Source organism: Microcella alkalica (assembly GCF_014595885.1).
Taxonomy (GTDB): Bacteria; Actinomycetota; Actinomycetes; order Actinomycetales; family Microbacteriaceae; genus Microcella; species Microcella alkaliphila_B.
In genome coordinates this window covers 1-13,534 of sequence record NZ_JABUKC010000007.1, presented here as the reverse complement: position 1 = coordinate 13,534, position 13,534 = coordinate 1, and the positions used below count along the sequence as shown (strand labels likewise).

At 66.8% G+C, this 13,534-nt stretch carries 15 protein-coding genes and 1 pseudogene; 8 read left to right on the top strand and 8 right to left on the bottom strand.

Annotated elements, in window-relative coordinates; all coding sequences use genetic code 11:
- Positions 1–159 precede the first annotated feature (159 nt).
- Positions 160–1,245, bottom strand: a complete 1,086-nt coding sequence (locus ID804_RS11980; RefSeq protein ID WP_039712022.1) for an SAM-dependent methyltransferase — start codon at positions 1,243–1,245, stop codon at positions 160–162.
- On the opposite strand from ID804_RS11980, the gene ID804_RS11975 reads away from it, so the two are divergent.
- Both ID804_RS11975 and ID804_RS12515 read left to right on the top strand, forming a co-directional pair.
- The gene (locus ID804_RS11975; protein WP_039712023.1) at positions 1,232–1,456 is read left to right on the top strand and encodes a hypothetical protein; all 225 of its coding nucleotides are present in this window, start codon (positions 1,232–1,234) and stop codon (positions 1,454–1,456) included. The genes ID804_RS11980 and ID804_RS11975 overlap by 14 nt on opposite strands.
- Before the next feature lie 159 nt (positions 1,457–1,615).
- Entirely contained in the window at positions 1,616–2,023 is a 408-nt protein-coding gene (locus ID804_RS12515; RefSeq protein ID WP_005050745.1) for an AMP-binding enzyme, read from the top strand.
- On the opposite strand, the gene ID804_RS11965 is transcribed toward ID804_RS12515, so the two are convergent.
- Positions 1,944–2,498, bottom strand: a complete 555-nt coding sequence (locus ID804_RS11965; protein ID WP_005050743.1) for a putative antibiotic biosynthesis monooxygenase — start codon at positions 2,496–2,498, stop codon at positions 1,944–1,946. The genes ID804_RS12515 and ID804_RS11965 overlap by 80 nt on opposite strands.
- A 351-nt stretch (positions 2,499–2,849) precedes the next feature.
- Between ID804_RS11965 and ID804_RS11960 the strand changes: the two genes are divergently transcribed.
- Positions 2,850–3,215, top strand: a complete 366-nt coding sequence (locus tag ID804_RS11960; RefSeq protein ID WP_135012837.1) for a hypothetical protein — start codon at positions 2,850–2,852, stop codon at positions 3,213–3,215.
- A 180-nt stretch (positions 3,216–3,395) separates the two neighbouring features.
- Entirely contained in the window at positions 3,396–4,178 is a 783-nt protein-coding gene (locus tag ID804_RS11955; RefSeq protein WP_039712028.1) for an IclR family transcriptional regulator, read from the top strand.
- 99 nt (positions 4,179–4,277) lie between these two features.
- Here the strand turns inward: ID804_RS11955 and ID804_RS11950 are convergent, their stop codons facing one another.
- Genes ID804_RS11950 through ID804_RS11925 form a run of 6 tightly spaced genes read right to left on the bottom strand, consistent with a single transcriptional unit; the run spans position 4,278 to position 8,908 of the window.
- A complete protein-coding gene (locus ID804_RS11950; protein ID WP_005050739.1) occupies positions 4,278–5,117 on the bottom strand; it encodes an aldo/keto reductase in 840 nt (279 codons plus the stop codon).
- A complete protein-coding gene (locus ID804_RS11945) occupies positions 5,114–6,352 on the bottom strand; it encodes an NAD(P)/FAD-dependent oxidoreductase (RefSeq protein ID WP_062633832.1) in 1,239 nt (412 codons plus the stop codon). The genes ID804_RS11950 and ID804_RS11945 overlap by 4 nt, the downstream gene beginning before the upstream one ends.
- A 10-nt stretch (positions 6,353–6,362) precedes the next feature.
- Positions 6,363–6,557 (bottom strand): ferredoxin, encoded by a 195-nt coding sequence (locus tag ID804_RS11940; RefSeq protein ID WP_062633830.1) that lies wholly within the window; start codon positions 6,555–6,557, stop codon positions 6,363–6,365.
- Positions 6,538–6,882 (bottom strand): hypothetical protein, encoded by a 345-nt coding sequence (locus tag ID804_RS11935; protein WP_062633828.1) that lies wholly within the window; start codon positions 6,880–6,882, stop codon positions 6,538–6,540. Before ID804_RS11935 ends, ID804_RS11940 begins: the two co-directional genes overlap by 20 nt.
- Positions 6,879–7,469 carry a 3-phenylpropionate/cinnamic acid dioxygenase subunit beta gene (locus ID804_RS11930; protein ID WP_062633826.1) on the bottom strand — a complete coding sequence of 197 codons (591 nt, stop codon included), beginning with the start codon at positions 7,467–7,469 and terminating at the stop codon, positions 6,879–6,881. Before ID804_RS11930 ends, ID804_RS11935 begins: the two co-directional genes overlap by 4 nt.
- A complete protein-coding gene (locus ID804_RS11925) occupies positions 7,466–8,908 on the bottom strand; it encodes a Rieske 2Fe-2S domain-containing protein (protein ID WP_223159173.1) in 1,443 nt (480 codons plus the stop codon). The genes ID804_RS11930 and ID804_RS11925 overlap by 4 nt, the downstream gene beginning before the upstream one ends.
- A gap of 214 nt (positions 8,909–9,122) precedes the next feature.
- On the opposite strand from ID804_RS11925, the pseudogene ID804_RS12510 reads away from it, so the two are divergent.
- The 4 genes and pseudogenes from ID804_RS12510 to ID804_RS11910 form a co-directional block, all read left to right on the top strand.
- A pseudogene (locus ID804_RS12510) lies at positions 9,123–9,428 on the top strand (aldehyde dehydrogenase family protein); the annotation flags it as partial.
- Positions 9,429–9,516: 88 nt separating this feature from the next.
- Entirely contained in the window at positions 9,517–10,629 is a 1,113-nt protein-coding gene (locus ID804_RS11920; RefSeq protein ID WP_248276810.1) for an aldehyde dehydrogenase family protein, read from the top strand.
- Positions 10,630–10,902: 273 nt separating this feature from the next.
- On the top strand, positions 10,903–12,108 hold the full coding sequence (locus tag ID804_RS11915; RefSeq protein WP_062633824.1) for a thiamine pyrophosphate-dependent enzyme: 1,206 nt from the start codon (positions 10,903–10,905) through the stop codon (positions 12,106–12,108).
- A 95-nt stretch (positions 12,109–12,203) separates the two neighbouring features.
- Entirely contained in the window at positions 12,204–12,920 is a 717-nt protein-coding gene (locus ID804_RS11910) for a class II aldolase/adducin family protein (protein WP_062633823.1), read from the top strand.
- The last annotated feature ends 614 nt before the right edge of the window (positions 12,921–13,534 follow it).

Below are 13,534 nucleotides of genomic sequence, written 5' to 3'. Positions count from 1 at the left end.
GCCACCGCCGACCCCAGGCGCCCAAGCTGCCCGAGGCCGCCTGGATCAACCAGCCCTCACAGGAGGCCCTCATACAGACCGCCTGACGGAATCTGTCTCACCCGCCTTGACACTTTCCGCAGTCGCTCGAGGGCAAAGGACCCGTGCGGATGTCGCGCGTCACACCTCGACCTCGAACGGCAACTTTCGCAGTGTCGTCGCGGAAATCCCGGTGCTCTTGTACATCCGGGCGTGGGCGTACTGGATCTCCGGCAGCAGATCGATGCGGCCGATCGCCTCCAGCATGATCTCGTCGGCCTGACCGGTGAGATGACGCAGTTCGGGGATCGCGTACCCGCCCACGTACTTCCCGGAGTTGAGATCCCAGGAGCGCACGGCCGGCAGCGCCTCCTCGATCCTCTCGCCGAGCTCCACCAGAGCATCGAACGTGTCCTGCCCGTAAGCGTGCGGGGAGAATGGGATCTGCGACATCGTGCCCTTGGTGACGTTGAAGCAGTCGCCCGTGAACGTCCACCACAGGAACGCCAGCCGCGACGCCGCGATCGCGCTGGCCGCGAGCTGGTCCTTCCGGTTCTGAACGAACAGCTTCCCCTCGTTGAGGGGCACCGTGGCGTGCGTGGTCTTGTCGTAGGTGACCGGCGGCACCGTGTACGTGCTCAGGAAGTACGTGGCGGTCTTCTTGAAACCGACGGAGTAGTCGCTCACACGGACAAGCGGCGTCGAGGAGATCGTGCCCTTCGCAAGCAGCGTGTCGATCAGCTCGAACATCGCGTCGCTGCTGGCGCGCATCCAGTTCGGGGTCCGCGAGCCGGCGGGCCGAAGCGAATACCGCAGTGTCGCCATCAGATGCGGACGGAACGCCTCGATCCAGCTGTGGGTGAGCGTCGTGTGCAGCTCGGAGACGCTGCCATACCCGGCGGCGGTGATGATCGTGCTGCGCACCTTCACCTGGAACAGGGCAGCCGGGCGTTCCTGGAAGGTGCTCACCCAGATCGCATCGAACCGCCGCTCGTAGAACTTCCGCAGTGACTCGTCGCGATCGGCGAACTGGCTGCGGATGGGAACGATCAGGCTGAGCCGGCCATCCGGGCGCGTGATCTGCGCCGAGCGCTCGCAGCAGGAGGCGTAGATGTCGTCGACGTTGTCTGTCTCGAAGCCGGTGATGCGGTAGCTGAGCTCGCGCCGGTTGACGTAGGGTGGGTTGCCGATGACGACGTCGAAGCCGCCCTGATTGGGGTGTGACACGTCGCCCCGCACCGGCAAGAAGCGCGGCCCGTACAATGTCCAGCGCATCGAAAAACACCCCGCGACCTTCCGACTACCTCCGGACGTCTTCGAGTACATCAACCAGGCACGCGACGAAGCCGCGGCCCGTGGTGATCGCCTCACCAAAGACGAAGCGATCACCATGGCAGTCCGCGCGTTCTGGGGCGGCAAGCGCCAGCGCCGCCGCTGATCACCACACCGACATAACCGACGAAAAGAACTCTGGAGGCATCTGATGAGCCGTCGATCTATGCTCGAGCAGGAAACCGATCCGCTACACCCCGCGCGGATGCTACCGCGCACCTGAGACGAACGCGCGGTCCTTCACCGAGGATGGCTACATCTCGACATGATCAACCGAGGCAGCGAGAAGATTTCGTGCGAAGAGGTGGAGGACCTCGTCTACCGCTATGACAGCTTCGATCTAGCGGCCGCCGTCGCGATGCTCGACCCCGTGTTCAGCGAGCGGGTATGCGTCTACGTGAGTCTCAAGGAGGGCGGCCCGCTCGGGCTCGAACGGATCCGCGCCGCCATGGAGTCCGCCGGGGTGGCTAAGCATAAGCACCCCGAGCGGCTGATCGCCGTCGACGACATGCCCCTCACCAAGGTAGGCAAGATTGACAAGAGGGAGCGGAGAGGGCTTTGCCCGCCGCGACAGCGCCTAATGGGGCAGACGCTCAGCGCCCGCGCCGCCACGCGAGCCAGTGGCGGATGCTCTCCTCGAGCGCGTGCAATAGAGGCAACATCACCCAGATGACGCACGCGACGGTCAGTGGCGTCGTACATAGGATCTGGAGGTACGGCGGCAGGCCGGTCAGGAGCGGAGCGATGAAGTAGGCGTTGAACATGGCAGGCGGTACCAGCGCGATCCACACTAAAATCGCCGTCCACCACCGCGGGCGCGCGGGACCGGCCGTCGGGATTGCACCGGTGAGGGCGTCCGGAGTCAGTGGACGGGCCTGCCCGATCGTGAGCGGCACGGCCTGTTGCAGGTGCGCCTGCCGCTCCTTACTGTCCTCCCACCGGATGAGGTCATGGGGGGAAGCGAACGTGATCTCGACGACAACCTGGCGCCGGTGCCGTTCCGAGACTCGGACCTTCGACTCCCGGTAGCCGGGGAACGACTGGGCCCGGCCGGTGAAACCATGCGCCCACTCGGTGAGATCGTCCAGCCGCCCGGGGACGGCTGTGCGCGCCACCCGAGCCGTGACCGTGAGGTTATCTGGTTGCATGGTGTCCTCCCGGGGCAGAGGAAGCCCCGTCTCCCAGCGTATTGCGCCGATGACGCGGCACTGAACAGCTTCCGACCATCGGGGTCCGGATCAATAGCGCGAAATAGTGCTCTTCCGAGCAGTGGAGTGTCACCGCCACTGCCGCCTCACGCAGGATGGAAAGTTGAAAGACCTGGATCGACGGGGAGGTCATTTGCACGAGGCGTTTCGCTTGCTGCGGGAAGAAAGGCTCAAACGAGGCCGATACCATCGCCGAGCGACGGTGTATCACCCGGACGTAGAAGAGGTCGACCAGCTCTACGGTGTCCGGCTTCAGCTGGAGTCCTTAGGCGCGCGCCGGACGGTGGACGGATGCTGCGCTCCGAGATCGGCGCTTCGCGCGAGTACGGGACGCTAATGGATGCGGCGCTGGCAGTCGGTGACATGGACGCCTGGCTGGTGGCGCACCACGCGTTCCTCCGCTGCTGCGTCGCGCGTGCAGACATCCCGTTGGGGCGGGTAGTGGACTCCTACCCGGAACGCTGCTTACACATCTATCAGTTGTGGCACCCGCAGTCGTTCGCCATCGCTCATCGCGAGTACGAGGCCGTCCTCGAGTCGATCGTCAGGCGTCCGACGCCCAGGGGATCGATCTGTCGCCGCTGGCGACCCACGAGTTCGCCTTCGACGATGCCGCCGCCGCCTTCGAGCAGTCCCGCGACGCGTCCAGCAGCCTGAAGGTCCTGCTCCGACCGTAGAGCGCCTGGGCCGTCGGGGCCGTCACAGGGAGCCACGCGGGCGGCGTGGGGTGGCACGGGCTGCAGTGGCACCGCGGAGACGATCCTCCCGCCTGTCGGGTCGGCATCGGAGCGCGCGGTGCAGGAGGAGCGCGCCCACGTTGCAAGTAAGCTTTCTGCCGTGCAGAATCGACAGCTCGGGTCGCCGGGCGATCCACCCCAGTATCCGATCGAGTCGGTCGACAACGCGCTGAAGCTGATCCTGCTGCTGGGTGAGGAGCACGAGCTGCGGCTCACGGACGCCGGTGCCCTCCTCGGGGTGGCGACCTCGACCGCGCACCGACTTCTCGCGATGCTGGCATGGCGCGGCTTCGTGCGGCAGAACCCGGTGACCAAGGCTTACGGCCCTGGCCCGGCGCTGACGACGGTGGCCTTCTCGGTGCTGCGCAGGATGGATGTCCCGAGACTGGCGCAGCCGATCCTCGAGGACCTCAGCGCCGCCCTCGGTGAGACCTGCCACCTGGGCACGCTCGAGGGCAACCATGTCCGATTCCTCGCCGTTGCCGAGCCCGATGTGGCCGTGCGCGTGGTTTCGAGACTGGGCAAGACCCTGCCGGCGCATTGCACCTCGACCGGCAAGGCGCTGCTTGCCGAGCTGAGCGACGAGCAGCTCTTCCGGCTGTACCCGGACGAGCAGCTCGAGATCGTCACACCGAACTCCATACGTTCCCGAGACGAACTCGTCGCCGAACTGGTTCGGACACGACTGGACGGTTATGCCGTGAATCGGCAGGAAAGCGAGGACGGCGTGGCGAGCGTCGCGGTCCCGGTCCACGTCTCGTCGGGACTGCGACTGGCGATCAACGCCTCCGCGCCCGTGCAGCGGTTACCGCCGGGCAAGGTCAAGTCCCTAGCGCGGTCACTGCAGGACGCCGCGATCCGCCTCGCCGAACTGTTGGGGTGAACCGGCCCGGGTCGTCGTAGCGCCCATGGATGCGCTGCGCACGCGAACACGCCGCTGATGAGCGTGGCTGCGGGAGCGACCGACCCGCCGCCGTGGGCCTCAGTGCCCGTTGGCCGGATCGTCCGGGTCGCGGGCGGCTTCTTCGCCTTGATCCAGCCCACTCAGCGTCGCCATATCCTCCGAGCTGAGCGTGAAATCGAAGACGTCGATGTTCTGCGCGAGATGCTTCTCATCGCCGGCGCGCGGGACGGGAACGATCCCTTCCTCGATGTGCCAGCGCAGTAGGACCTGTGCGGGCGACTTGTCATACTTCGACGCGATCGCGGTCACCGCGGGATCGGACAGCAGGGCTCCTCCGCGTCCGAGCGGGCTCCACGCCTCGGTCAGGATGCCGTGAGCGCGCTGGAAGCTGCGCTGTTCGACACGGGCGATGTCGACGCTGAGCTGGATCTGATCGACGTCGGGGACGACACCGGTCGCGTCGACGACGCGCTGAAGGTGGTGAGACTTGAAGTTGGAGACGCCGATCGCCTTCACTCGTCCCTCTTCGAGCAGTCTCACCAGACCCTTCCACGCTTCGACGTATCGGTCGAGGGCCGGAACCGGCCAATGGATCAGGAACAGATCGAGGTAGTCGACGCGAAGGGTCTTCAGCGATCGGTCGTACGCGCGCTGCACTCCCTCGACGCTGTGGTCCTCCTTGTTGAACTTGCTCGTGATGAAGACCTCGTCACGAGGGATGCCCGATGCACGCAGACCGGCACCGACGGCCTCCTCATTCGCGTACTTGTACGCCGTATCGAACAGGCGGTAACCGTAGCCGACCGCCTTCTCGACCATCGTTGCGCACTCGTCTCCCGTGAGTGGCCACGTGCCCACCCCGATTCGCGGGATGCGGTGACCGTGCAGGAGGGGGAGGGTGGTGTCGTCAGCTCTCATCGGGCGGCCGCCTTCGCCGGAGCCGTGCTCGAGGGCTCGAGGAGGGCGCGCAGCCGATGTATCAGCTCGTCCGCCTTCGCTCGCGAGGCGACCGAGCGGCGGGCGTCGACGAGGGCACGCGGCCAGTTCACGATGACGGCACCTTCGGCCTGCCCTTGGCTCTCGCCGTACACGACGGCGAAGCGGTCCTGCGCAGGGTCGCCCACCATCGTCCAGTGATCAGATCCGGTATGCCCGACGATCTGGATCTTCCAGTCGTACTGGTCGCTCCACACATACTCCGTCGGGTCGTAGCTGCGCAGGTCATCCGGGTGAGCGATGTTATGCGCGACAATCAGCGCCTGATCCGTCGCGCTCGTCCAGTGCTCCAACCGGATCGGGTCGGGATGCCGTCGGTTCATGAATCGTGCCACGTCGCCGATCGCATACACGTGGGAGACGCCGACGGCGGCAAGCGTGCCTTCGCAGACGACACCGTTATCCAGCGCGAGGCCCGACGACTCGAGCCACTCCGTGTTGACGACCGCTCCGATACCGAGCAGGACAGCGTCGACATCCAGCGTCGCGCCATCGGTGAGCGTGACCTGGACGCGGTCACCCGTGCGCTCGACGTTCTCGACGGAGACGCCGAAGCGTAGCTCAGCACCCTCCCTGCGGTACTTCTCCGCGAAGATACCGCCCACTTCCATATTCATCGCCCGGCCCATCGGAGCACCGATCGGTTCGATGATGGTGACCTTGACACCGGCCGCAAGCGCTGTGGCGGCCGCCTCGGCGCCGATGAATCCGGCGCCGACCACCGCGAGGTGGCGGCCCGGAACGAGCTCCTTGCGCAGCTCGTCGGCATCGGCGCGGGTACGCAGCACGTGGACGCCGGGAGTGGAAGCCCACGGGGTTCGGCGAGCTCGGGCACCCGTCGCGATGACGAGGATGTCGTAGGTCAGCTCGCTGCCGTCGGCGAGCGTCAGCGTCTTGCCGGCAGGATCCAGCTCGGTCGCGGCGACGCCGAAACGGGTCTCGACCCGCAGGCCTTCGAGCGCTTCCGCCGTCGTCAGCGCGATCTCCGGGTCGGATGCGGCGCCGCTGAGGTACTTCTTCGACAGCGGGGGACGGTCGTAGAGGGGATGGCTCTCCTGGTCCACCAGCGTGATCGCGCCGGTGAACCCCTCCGAACGAAGATTCTGTACGAGCTTGACTCCGGCGACGGAAGCACCGACGACGACGACGTGAGACATGCGAATCGGCTCAACCCTCGACAGACAGCGCCGAGACCGGGCAGCTTCGGGCGGCTTCCTCGACGCGAGTGCGCTCCGCGTCCGGCACCTCGAGCTGCAAGAGCACGACCTTGCCGTCGTCGTCGATGTCGAAGTAGTCTCCCGCGGCCACGACGCAGTTCGCGTAGCCCTGGCAGAGGGAGAGGTCAGCCTTCACCGTGGCCATGGTCATTCCTCGTTGATGATGGGTCGGGGTCGGGGAACATGGGCGCGTACGGCGACCCGATCATCGCTGAGAACGTCTGGACGGTCTGCCAGGTGAGCGCCTCCAGCTCGAGCGGGTCGAGTGCGATCCATTGTCCGGATTTCGGAGAGTCGATGAGCAGACGCGTCCCGTTGCGGGTCTCGACCCGGCTCACCGTGATCTCAGAGAACTCGTTGGCGATCGTGAGCGGCTCGCCGACGGTGCGCGCGACCAAACGTGCGCGCTCCTCGGCGGCGGCGATCGCGGCGGCCCGATCGACGTCGGCGCCTTCCCACTCCAGGGTCACAGGAAGATCGCCAGGTTCTGGGTGCGCAGCACCGACTCGTCGACGAGGATGACGCGGCGCGCGAGCTTGTACTCGCCTCCGACGTCACGGAACACATCCTCCCGGTGGGCGGAGATGATCGACGGCTCGTTCACGTCTCCTCGGCTGCGGAACAGCAGCATCGCGGAGTCGGCGAGCACCTCGCCGGGCACGTCGGTCTCGAACACCCGCACGTTGGTCACGAAGTGACGCAGCCGGGACGGAGGGTCCTCGGTCCAGGCATGCTCGGTAAGGAACCGTGCGACGCGCCGGCTGAGCGAGTACTTGTTCTCGTCCCAGTGCGCCATCCCGGGGGACGTGCTGAAGGGCGTGCCGAGTGCGGTGGTCACGCGGACGGGCATGACGTAGTGGATGTCTTCCGTCAGCATGTCCAGCCAGCTCTCATACCGCTGCTGGTCGAGAGTGTAGGCCTCTTCGACGAGCCAGCGATGGATCGTGGCGTGCAGCTCGCTCGTGAAGGGCAGGGACGAGCCCACCCGGTCGGCGAGGGTTGACGACTTGCGAAGCCGGGAGACTTCGGAAACTGCCTTGCCGGTCTCCTCGATCATCGGACCACCTTCTGACCATTGTTCGCGATGCCCGCAGGTCGGGGCTCGACATCCAGTGGCGGCTCGCCGCCGATCGACAGGGCACGGAAGTCGACGCCCTCGTACTCCGACTCCAGGTAGTCCGCCCAGCGGTGGAGCAGATGGCGCTGGTTGTACTCGCCGTATCCCACGTGCGCGACGCCGGGGCCGGCGAACTGGTCGGGGCCGAGCGGCTCGACGACCGGCGATCCATCCTTGAGGATGCCCATGCGGCTGTTCAGGAGCAGGCGCCGCGCCATTGATCCCTTCGCCGTGTTCGTGAGCGAGACCCAGTTCTCCACGTCGTCCTGCTCGAACATGCCCGTCGACCCGAAGCACATCAGGTAGGCCTTGTACGACAGTGCCTTGAACTCCTCCGGAGCCTCAGCGTCGACCGCGAACCAGGAGTACACCTCGGTCTCGTCCTCGCTGATCGGAAGCCACGTCCGGATGGAGATGAACGGGAGCACGTCCTCGTCCGAACCCTCCTCGACCTTGGGCCAGTTGTGGACGAAGGACATGTTCGGGAAGAGCGAGGCCGCGGAGATCATGAACCCGTCGCGGCCGATGACATCGAGCTGCTCCTGAGACCAGGTCGCCTTCATCCGCTCGACCATCTCGTCCGGGTAGCCGACGTACCGCAGCCGCTCCTCGAGCGTGCCCGGCGGGAGCTTGTAGGTCGTGCCGCCTCCGTTGCCGGCCCAGTATGTGTTGCCGTCCTTGCGCTTCTCGGCCTTCGGCTCGCGGAACAGCCCGATCTCGACGACCGAGGTGTGCGTCTGGGGCGTGTGGTACATGTCGCCGGCGAAGTTCTCGGCGCCGATCTTCCAGTTCGCCTTGACGCGCCACCGCTGCGGGCCCCGGAGCTCGATGCCGCTGGGGCTCTGCCGGGTGTAGTAGTCGAGATAGAACTTGAAGTCGCCGATGTAGTCCTCGAGGCTCGGCGCATCCGGGTCCATGCTGATGAAGATCAGGCCGTTGTACATACCGAGGTTCGGCGCCGGCAGGAGCCGTGCGCCCTTTCGGCTGAACCCGGCCTCGCCGCCGTAGGCCTCCTCGTGGAAGGGGAGTCCGACGATGCGTCCGTCGTTGCGGTAGGACCACCCGTGGTACGGGCAGCGGAAGTGCGAGGCGTTCCCCATCTCGGCCCGGCAGACCTGCATGCCGCGATGCAGGCACATGTTGAAGTGGGCGCGGATCTCACCCTTCTCGTCGCGGACGATGATGAACGAGTCGTCGAGTATTCGCCGGACGACGTAGTCGCCGGCCTGAGGAATCTCGGACTCGTGGCCCACGAACAGCCAGGCGCGGCTGAAAAGGTTCTTTCGTTCGCGCGCGAAGATCTCCGCGTCGTTGTAGATGTACGCCGGTATCATTCCGCGACGGATCTCGTCGTAGATCGTCATGCTGGAAGTGCTCATCGTCGCGCCTATCCGTAGTGTAATGCTTCGACACCGCTCCGACGTCGCACGTCGAAGGAGGCCGAGGCATAGTTTCTGATGTGCAGAAATTGATTCTGCCACACACGCGCGCCTTACGTCAAGTGGGCCCGAGGAAGGCCTTCGCGGCCGCGCTCGGAGGAGGAGGCGATGCGTCGCGGCTGCGAGGACCATCCTCCCGTCCCAGAGGGTGGGCATGCTCCTCTGGAACACAGAAACCGCTTCTGCTGGAAACGAGGAGTCAATGATGAGCCCGTCGACCGATGTCGCAGACCGGGAATGGACCGTCACTCTCGATGGCAAGCCGTGGGCCAGTGCCGCGCGCTACGAGGTCGAGAACCCCACGACCGGGCGTCCCCTGACCTCCGCCCCCGACCTCTCCGAGGAGGAGGTCGGGCGCGCGGTGGCGGCGGCGCAGGCTGCGCAGCCGGCCTGGGGCGCGATGCCGCCCCGAGCCCGGGCCGCCGTGATCCGGCAACTCGCTGCGACGATCCGAGAGCACCGTGAGGAGCTCGCCACTCTCGACGCACTGGACGGCGGGTTCACCCTCATCGATGATGAGGGGCGATGTGGACGCGGCGGCGGAACTCATGGAGATCTTCGCCGACATGGCGCTCGACCTCGGTGGCCGGACGATTCCGGTGAGCACGAACCTCCACTACACCATGCAGGTGCCCTACGGAGTGGTCGCGCGTATCGGTGCGTTCAACCATCCCTTCTTCTTCGCGGCGGCGAAGGTCGCCGCGCCCCTCGTCGCCGGCAACGCCGTGGTCCTCAAGGCCCCGGACCAGACGCCGCTGTCTTCGTTGCGCCTGGCCGAGCTCGCGGTCGGGATCCTCCCGGACAATCTGTTGATCACCGTCAGCGGTCGCGGCGCGGTGACCGGACGCGCGCTGGTGCGTCATCCCGAGGTCCGCCGGATCGGTTTCATCGGGTCCACCGCGACGGGGCAATCGATCCAGCGGGATGCAGCCGAGACCGGAGTCAAGCACGTGTCGCTCGAACTGGGCGGAAAGAACGCTCAGATCGTCTTCGCCGACGCCGATTTGGAGGCGGCTGCGGCCGGTGCCGTCGCGGGTATGAACTTCACGTGGGTCGCCGGACAGAGCTGCGGCTCGACGAGCCGCCTGCTCGTGCACTCCTCGGTGGCCGACGAAGTGATCGGCCGGGTCGCCGAGCGCATGGCCGCGATCCGGGTGGGAGACCCGCTGGACCCGTCCGTGGACATGGGCCCGCTCGTGTCGGAGGCACAGTTCCAGAAGTCCATCAGCGCCATCGCCGAAGGCAGGAAGGCGGGTGCCACCGTGGCGACGGGCGGCGGCCGTCCCGCCGGCCTCGATGAGGGGTGGTTCGTCGAGCCGACGCTGCTCACCGGTGTCAGCCCCGGGTCGTTCGTCGAGCAGAACGAGATCTTCGGCCCCGTCCTCTCCGTCACCACCTTCGACGCCGACGAGGAGGCCGTACGGATCGCCAACGGCGTCCAGTACGGGCTCACCTCGAGCATCTGGACGCGCGACGTCACGCGCGCCCACGTCGTCGCCCGGCAGATCGAGGCCGGCTACATCCTCGTCAACAGTGGCAGCCGGCACTTCTGGGGACTGCCGTTCGGAGGGGTGAAGGCTTCGGGGATCGGCCGCGAGGAGTCCCTCGACGAACTGATCTCGTACACCGAGACGAAGACCGTGACCGTTCTGCTCTCGTAGGGGGGCAGCGCTGCGCGCTGTACGTCGTCGCAGCAAGCGCGGCGCGATCCATGCCGGCGGTGCTGGGAGGCGCTGTTCCCGTCAGCCTCGGGCAAACCCCGTCGAGGCGAAGGCCGCCTGCAGGGATGCCTGGGCGCCGAAAACGTTCCCCGGGCCATCACAGAGGCGACACAGCAGTACACGAAGTGGTCGGCTGAGATCCCCCGGGCGGAGCGGCTTCCGGAGTTCCTCGAGCGAGCGTTCCAGATCGCTTCCACCCCTCCCTACGGTCCGGTGCACCTCGGCATTCCGATGGACTTTCTGGAAGAGGAGATCGAGTTCACCCCGGGACCGGTGACCGAGTATCTGCATGAGGCGCTCGATCCGGATGCGGTAGAGCGTCTCGCCCAGATTCTCAGGACGGCGGCCAGTCCGGTCATCGTGGTGGGGACAGAGGTCGCGCGGTACGGTGCGATTGCCGCGCTGGAAAGGCTCTCCGACCTGGTGGACGCGTCCGTGCTCGGGGAGATCAAGGGCGCCGACCTCGCCTTCCCGAACACCAATCCGAGGTACGTCGGCAAGCTGACCGCATCGAGCCCTGCACTGGAGGGCGCAGACGTCGTCGTCCTCCTCGGCGCCGAGCTCACCGAGGGGCTGGCGATGCCCCTGCCGGATTTCGGTGACAGCCTCGTGGTGCAGGTCACCGTGGACCCGCTCGCTCTGCGCCGGCAGTACGCAGGTCAGGTCGGCATCCTCAGCCACCCCGGGCGCCTGCTCGATGCGGTCGCCGATCGCCTCGCTGAAGGCGGAGCGGTACCCGTGAGCTCGGGCGGGCGGGTGCGAGGGCTCAGAGAGCGCTGGGAAGCGGGCCGCGAAGCCTTGCGGTCGCGCCTGCTCGGCGAGGCTGATGGCGCGGTATCGGCGGCCCACATCGCGGACCTCATCCATCGCCTCGGCGGCTCCGAGACGATCGTCGTCAACCAGTGCGGATCCGCGGAGGGCTTCATCGACACACTCGTCGACTATGGCGCACCGTGGACGTATTTCGGCCTCTCGGGGAAGGCGAGTGCTCAGGGTTGGGGCGCGCCGGCGGCGGTCGGCATCCAGATGGCTCGTCCCGATCGTCGAGTGATCGCCGTCCTCGGCGATGGCGGGTTCATGTTCAACTCCACAGCGATCCACACCGCTGCCGCGTACGACGTTCCGGTCGTCTACCTCGTCCTCGACAACGGGGGCTGGCGGGACGTCGCGACCGTGACGGGAGCGATGGGCAGCTCGCTCGGAGAGCCCGGCGCAGAGGATGCGATGCGCTGGACCTTCCGGCCCCCGATCGACCACGCATCGTACGCCCGAAGCCTGGGACTGAAGTCTTGGCGGGCGTCCAACCCGGAGGAGCTCGAGAGCGCGTTCGCCGCCGCGTTCGCCGAGGATGGGCCGACGCTGATCCAGGTCGCGTCTGCGATGGGCGATGTCCGGGTCTTCGGGCAGGCGTTCGCGTGAGATGTCGAGCAGGAGTGACAGCGCCGTATACGGTGAGTGAGCCGCGTGTTCGGGCTGACAGCGACACGTACGTCTGCAGTAGGGAGCGATGAAGGATGTCAACTGGTGATCGACTAGGGGTTCGAGAGGATCTCGTCGATGCGAATCGCATTCTCGTCCGCCACGGCATCCTCGATGCTTTCGGCCACGTGAGCGTCCGTGACCCCGACGACCCGAGCAGGTTCCTCATCTCCAGAAACCTGGCCCCCGGCCTCGTCACGCCCGACGACATTCAGGTGATCGGATTGGACGGGACGACCGCGGACGACAGACCGAGCTATCTCGAACGATTCATCCACGGCGAGATCTACCGGGCACGCGCCGATGTCCAGGCCGTTGTCCACAGCCACTCCGCGTCGATGGTGCCCTTCAGCATCTCCAGGACGCCTCTGCAGGCGGTGTGGCACATGGCGGGCTTCCTCGGCGAAGCGGTCCCGGTCTTCGAGATCCGTGACAGCGTCGGGTCCTCCAGCGACCTGCTGATCCGCAGCGGTTCGCTCGGCGCGGACCTTGCTGCGACCCTCGGGGGCGCGGCGGTCGCACTCATGCGAGGACACGGATTCGTCGCCGTGGGCGACTCGATCCCGCAGGCGGTCGCCCGCGCGGTCTACGCGGACCTCAACGCCCGAGCACAGGTGACGGCCGGTCAGCTCGGCGGCTACACCGCCCTCACCGCAGAAGAGGGCGCCGCGGCCGCGGAATCCAACAACGGGCAGCTCACGAGGGCCTGGGAGATCTGGAGAGCCAACGCCAGGCGCGGGGAGAGCGTCTGAAAGCGCGCCTCCTCCAGGCGCGCTGAGCAAATCCGCCCGCTCGCGGCCGGCGCGTCATCGCGTCGGCGAAGCCGGCCGTTCGCCCCTGGTGGGGCGGTCCGGCATGCCGGCACACGCCGCCCGCGCCTAACGGCTCGCGCCATGTTGTGTATCTGACACACACAACAGTAGTAGGGGGGGTCGGACATTTGACGGGCCGGGGGGTGGACACGGGAGCGCCCCGCCGGATCGTCTCGGCGGGGCGCTCGGGTGCAGCGTTATCGCGCCGTCCACCACCGCGGGCGCGCGGGACCGGCCGTCGGGATTGCACCGGTGAGGGCGTCCGGAGTCAGTGGACGGGCCTGCCCGATCGTGAGCGGCACGGCCTGTTGCAGGTGCGCCTGCCGCTCCTTACTGTCCTCCCACCGGATGAGGTCATGGGGGGAAGCGAACGTGATCTCGACGACAACCTGGCGCCGGTGCCGTTCCGAGACTCGGACCTTCGACTCCCGGTAGGGCCGCGTCCGTTTGAGTGGTGGTCTTTCGCTTCGTTGCGATGATCAGCTGTCGTTAGTTTAGGCGGCGGTGATCTCGGGGAGTATCACCGCCTCGTCGATGGTGGGGGTGGTCGCGGT

Coding starts and splice junctions, on each gene's coding strand:
- ID804_RS12515 (WP_005050745.1), top strand. CDS start 1,616: ATGATCAACCGAGGCAGCGAGAAGATTTCGTGCGAAGAGGTGGAGGAC.
- ID804_RS11965 (WP_005050743.1), bottom strand. CDS start 2,498: ATGCAACCAGATAACCTCACGGTCACGGCTCGGGTGGCGCGCACAGCC.
- ID804_RS11960 (WP_135012837.1), top strand. CDS start 2,850: ATGCTGCGCTCCGAGATCGGCGCTTCGCGCGAGTACGGGACGCTAATG.
- ID804_RS11950 (WP_005050739.1), bottom strand. CDS start 5,117: ATGAGAGCTGACGACACCACCCTCCCCCTCCTGCACGGTCACCGCATC.
- ID804_RS11945 (WP_062633832.1), bottom strand. CDS start 6,352: ATGTCTCACGTCGTCGTCGTCGGTGCTTCCGTCGCCGGAGTCAAGCTC.
- ID804_RS11940 (WP_062633830.1), bottom strand. CDS start 6,557: ATGGCCACGGTGAAGGCTGACCTCTCCCTCTGCCAGGGCTACGCGAAC.
- ID804_RS11930 (WP_062633826.1), bottom strand. CDS start 7,469: ATGATCGAGGAGACCGGCAAGGCAGTTTCCGAAGTCTCCCGGCTTCGC.
- ID804_RS11925 (WP_223159173.1), bottom strand. CDS start 8,908: ATGAGCACTTCCAGCATGACGATCTACGACGAGATCCGTCGCGGAATG.
- ID804_RS11920 (WP_248276810.1), top strand. CDS start 9,517: ATGGAGATCTTCGCCGACATGGCGCTCGACCTCGGTGGCCGGACGATT.
- ID804_RS11910 (WP_062633823.1), top strand. CDS start 12,204: ATGTCAACTGGTGATCGACTAGGGGTTCGAGAGGATCTCGTCGATGCG.